We start from the raw sequence: 3659 nt of genomic DNA, 5'->3' as shown, positions 1-3659 counted from the left end.
GCCTCCGGCCCGCCGAGGCGCTCGGCATAGAGGGCGGCGGTGCGGCGGGTGATCAGCTCGGTGCCGAAGGCATCCACCGCCAGGTGGTGCACGCGCTGGTACCAGAGATGCCGCTCCGGTCCGAGGCGGTAGATGCGCTCCGCCGCCAGCGCCTCGCCCTTCAGGCCGCGCGGCGTGTCCATGTCGTGGCGCATGGCGGCACGGGCCTTGGCCTCGCCCTCCGGATCGCCGGACAGGTCGATGACCTTCACCTCCGGGCGCAGTGCGGGATCGATTGCCTGCACCGGCTGCCCGTCGCGTTCCTCGAAGCGCAGACAGAGCGCCTCGGACTCCGCCACGGCCTGGGACAGCGCGGCGCGGAAGGCGCCGAGGTCGAGCTTCCCGTGCAGGGCGATGAACTGACCGGTGTTGAAGACCGGGTTCTGCGGGTCCAGGCGCTGTGCGTACCAGAGTCCGGCCTGGGCTTCGGTCAGCCCCAGCCAGGACAGGGGCGGCTGGGGGGCCGTGCCCATCTCAGCCCCCGGCCTGCGCCTTCTGGCGGCGCTCCACGATCGCCCACCAGGTGTTCAGCGTCAGCTCCTCGGCGAACTCGCCGAAATCCAGCGACAGGCCGCGCTCGCTCCAGAGCAGGAGAAGGTTCATCGCCCGCATGGAATCGAGGCCCAGGTCGATCAGGCTGTCATCATCGCCGATCTCCGACGGGTCCTCGTGCAGCAGGCGCGCGATATCGGCGCGCATGCCCTCCCTGGTCAGCGGGGCGTGGCTCACAGGACCTCCAGGATCTGCGTGGTGGTCATCGGCACGCCGCAGACATCGGCGACGTAGCGCAGCGCCATGTCGTGCTTCTCGCGCGAGAAATCGGCCACCGCATCGGCGGCGTAGAAGGGCTCGATATCGCGCATGAAGGCCTCCGCCGCCGTCAGCAGGCAGCCGATATGCGCGTAGATGCCGCAGACGATGATCTGGTCGCGGCCGCGCGCGCGCATCAGCGTTTCCAGGTTGCTGCGCTGGAAGGCGCTGTAGCGGTGTTTCACCAGCACGAAATCGTCCGGCTGCGGCGCCAGCTCGTCCAGGATCGGCTGATGGTCCTGCGACCAGCTCATGCCCCGGCCCCAGAGATCGGCCTGCAGCCCGCGGTCGCGCCGGTCCTGGTCGCCTTCCTGCGCCGTGTAGAAGACGGGGATGCCGGCCCGGCGCGCCTTGGCGGCCAGGGCGTGGATATTGGCCAGCACCAGCTCGATCGGCGGTTCGTCGGGCGTGAAGGCGCCGACGAAATAGCGCTGCATGTCATGCACCAGCAGCGCGGCGCGGTCGCGCTCCAGCCGCCAGGGCGCGCGCGGCGCGGGAAGCTCCTCCGCGCGCGGCAACGGATAGGCGGGGATGCGCGGCAGGCCCTTGGTACTCGACATCACGATTCCTGCTGTTCCAGGAACTGCGCGCGCAGCCGGGCGCGCAGCTCCTTGCGGCTGATCTTCAGCGCCGCGGTGGTGGCGAAGCGTTCCACGAAGACGACCTGGTCCGGCACCTTGAAGTCGGCGATGCCGCGGCTCCGCATCCAGGCCTTCAGCGCCGCCGGCTTCGGCCTCTCCCCTTGCGGGATCACGAAGGCGCAGATGCGCTCGCCCAGATAGGGGTCAGGCACGGAGACGATGGCGGCGTCGAAGACGTTCGGATGCGCCAGCAGATGGTCCTCCACCTCCTCGGCCGAAATCTTCTCGCCGGCGCGGTTGATGTGGTCGCCCGCCCGGCCCTGCACCTCGAGATAGCCGCCCGGCAGGCGGCGCACGATATCGCCGGTGCGGTAGTAGCCGTCCCCGGTGAAGGAGCGCGCATTCGCCGCGTCGTCGTTGTGGTAGGCGCGGATCGTATAGGGGCCGCGCGTCAGCAGGTGCCCGGGCTCGCCCTCCGGCACCGGCTCGCCGGCATCGTCCACGATCAGCACCTCGTCATCCGGGCTGATCGGGCGGCCCTGGGTGTTGACGATGATCTCCTCGGGATCGTCGAGGCGGGTGTAGTTCACCAGCCCCTCCGCCATGCCGAAGACCTGCTGCAGCGTGCAGCCGAGCGTGGCGCGCACGCGCTTCGCCCCCTCCGGCGTGAATTTCGCGCCGCCGACCAGCAGCACCTTGAGGCTGCCGAGGTCGTACTTCGTGTTCGGCGCCGCCTGCATCCAGAGCAGCGCGAGCGGCGGCACGAGGCCGGTGATGGTCACACGCTCCCGCGCGATGATCGGAAAGGCGGTCTCGGGGCTCGGATTGGGGCTCAGCACCACCCGCGCGCCGGCATGGAGCGCGCCCATATGGCCGGGCGAGCTCATCGGAAAATTATGCGCCGCCGGCAGGGCCACGAGGAAGACGCTTTCCGCCGTGACGCCGCAGATCCCGTTGCTGGCGCGAAAGCTGTAGATGTAGTCGTCATGCGTGCGCGGGATCAGCTTCGACAGCCCGGTGCTGCCGCCGGAGATCTGCAGGAAGGCGACCGAGGACGGGTCCGGATCGGCGGGCAGGCCGCCCACCACGTCGCGCGGCTCGGCCACGCAATCCTCCAGCGCGGTGAATTCCTCCGCCGCGCCGATGATGACCACATGCCCCACCGCCGGCACTTCCGCGCGCAGCGCCCGCGCCAGGGTGCGGTAGTCGAAGCCGTCCGCCCGCTCCATGGTGACATAGCCCCGTGCCTCGGCACGGCGGGCGAAATGAGCGATCTCGGTGATGCGGTGCGCTGGCAGGGCATAGACCGGGATCATCCCGGCGCGGAACAGGCCGAAGACCACGGAGAAGAACTCCGCGACATTGCCGATCTGCACCACCACCCGGTCGCCGGGGCGCAGGCCCAGCCTCAGGAAGCCCGCCGCGTGGCGCTCCGCCCGCTCCCAGAGATGGCGATAGGTCCAGTGCCGTGCGCCGTCCACGATGGCCACCGCGTCCGGATGCTCCGCCGCGCGCTGGCGCAGAAAGCCGGGGAAGGTCTCGCCGCGCCAGTAGCCCGCCTCGCGGTAGCGCCGGGCGAATGCCTCCGGCCATTCCTGGCGCAAGGGGGCCACGGGGGGGATCATGCATCGAACTCCTGCCCTGGCGGCACGCCCAGGGCATTCAACATGGCGCGGAACTTGGCCGCGGTCTCGCGCGCCTCGGCCTCCGGATCGGAGCCCGGCACGATGCCGGCCCCGGCATAGAGCCGCGCCCGGTTCCCGGCAATCTCGGCGCAGCGGATGGAGACATGCCAGGCGCCATCCCCGTCGCGGTCGCACCAGCCCACCGCCCCGGCGTAGAAGTCCCGGTCATGGCCTTCCAGCGCCTGGATGCGCTCCGCCGCCCGGTCGCGCGGCACGCCGCAGACGGCGGGGGTGGGGTGCAGCAGCGCGGCGAGGTCGGCGGCGGAGGTATCGGGGTCCTTCAGCTCGCCCTCGATGCGGGTGCCGAGATGCCACATGCTGCGGGTAGCGGTGACGGTGGTGCCCTCCGGCGCGGCGAGGTTCCGGCAATGCGGGCCCAGCATGTCGAGGATGAACTCCGCCACCAGCGCATGTTCCCGCCGGTCCTTGCCCGAACGGCCCAGCGCCTCGGCGGCGGCGCGGTCGGCCGCCGGATCAGCCTCCCGCCGCGCGGAGCCGGCCAGGGGATGCGACAGGACGGCACGGCCCCGGCGGGCGACCAGCA

5 protein-coding genes are annotated in these 3659 nt (G+C 71.0%); all 5 read right to left on the bottom strand.

Going from position 1 to position 3659, the window contains the following annotated elements:
• Window positions 1–512 (bottom strand): condensation domain-containing protein (locus ROTAS13_RS21060; RefSeq protein ID WP_253187728.1); only part of this gene is annotated, 512 nt, incomplete at its 3' end.
• Window position 513: 1 nt separating this feature from the next.
• The gene (locus ROTAS13_RS21055) at window positions 514–768 is read right to left on the bottom strand and encodes a phosphopantetheine-binding protein (RefSeq protein WP_019462237.1); all 255 of its coding nucleotides are present in this window, start codon (window positions 766–768) and stop codon (window positions 514–516) included.
• The gene (locus ROTAS13_RS21050; RefSeq protein ID WP_058390436.1) at window positions 765–1409 is read right to left on the bottom strand and encodes an isochorismatase family protein; all 645 of its coding nucleotides are present in this window, start codon (window positions 1407–1409) and stop codon (window positions 765–767) included. The genes ROTAS13_RS21055 and ROTAS13_RS21050 overlap by 4 nt, the downstream gene beginning before the upstream one ends.
• Complete coding sequence (locus ROTAS13_RS21045) at window positions 1409–3055, bottom strand: (2,3-dihydroxybenzoyl)adenylate synthase (RefSeq protein WP_171979187.1); 1647 nt, start codon at window positions 3053–3055, stop codon at window positions 1409–1411. Before ROTAS13_RS21045 ends, ROTAS13_RS21050 begins: the two co-directional genes overlap by 1 nt.
• The coding region (locus ROTAS13_RS21040) for an isochorismate synthase MenF (RefSeq protein WP_171979186.1) at window positions 3052–3659 on the bottom strand (608 nt) is incomplete at its 5' end. The genes ROTAS13_RS21040 and ROTAS13_RS21045, both read right to left, overlap by 4 nt.

It is taken from the genome of Roseomonas sp. TAS13, assembly GCF_001950415.1.
Taxonomy (GTDB): Bacteria; Pseudomonadota; Alphaproteobacteria; order Acetobacterales; family Acetobacteraceae; genus Roseomonas; species Roseomonas mucosa.
The sequence above is the reverse complement of the archived record's forward strand: the minus strand, read 5'-3'. Positions and strand labels throughout refer to the sequence as shown.

Coding starts and splice junctions, on each gene's coding strand:
- ROTAS13_RS21050 (WP_058390436.1), bottom strand. CDS start 1,409: ATGTCGAGTACCAAGGGCCTGCCGCGCATCCCCGCCTATCCGTTGCCG.
- ROTAS13_RS21045 (WP_171979187.1), bottom strand. CDS start 3,055: ATGATCCCCCCCGTGGCCCCCTTGCGCCAGGAATGGCCGGAGGCATTC.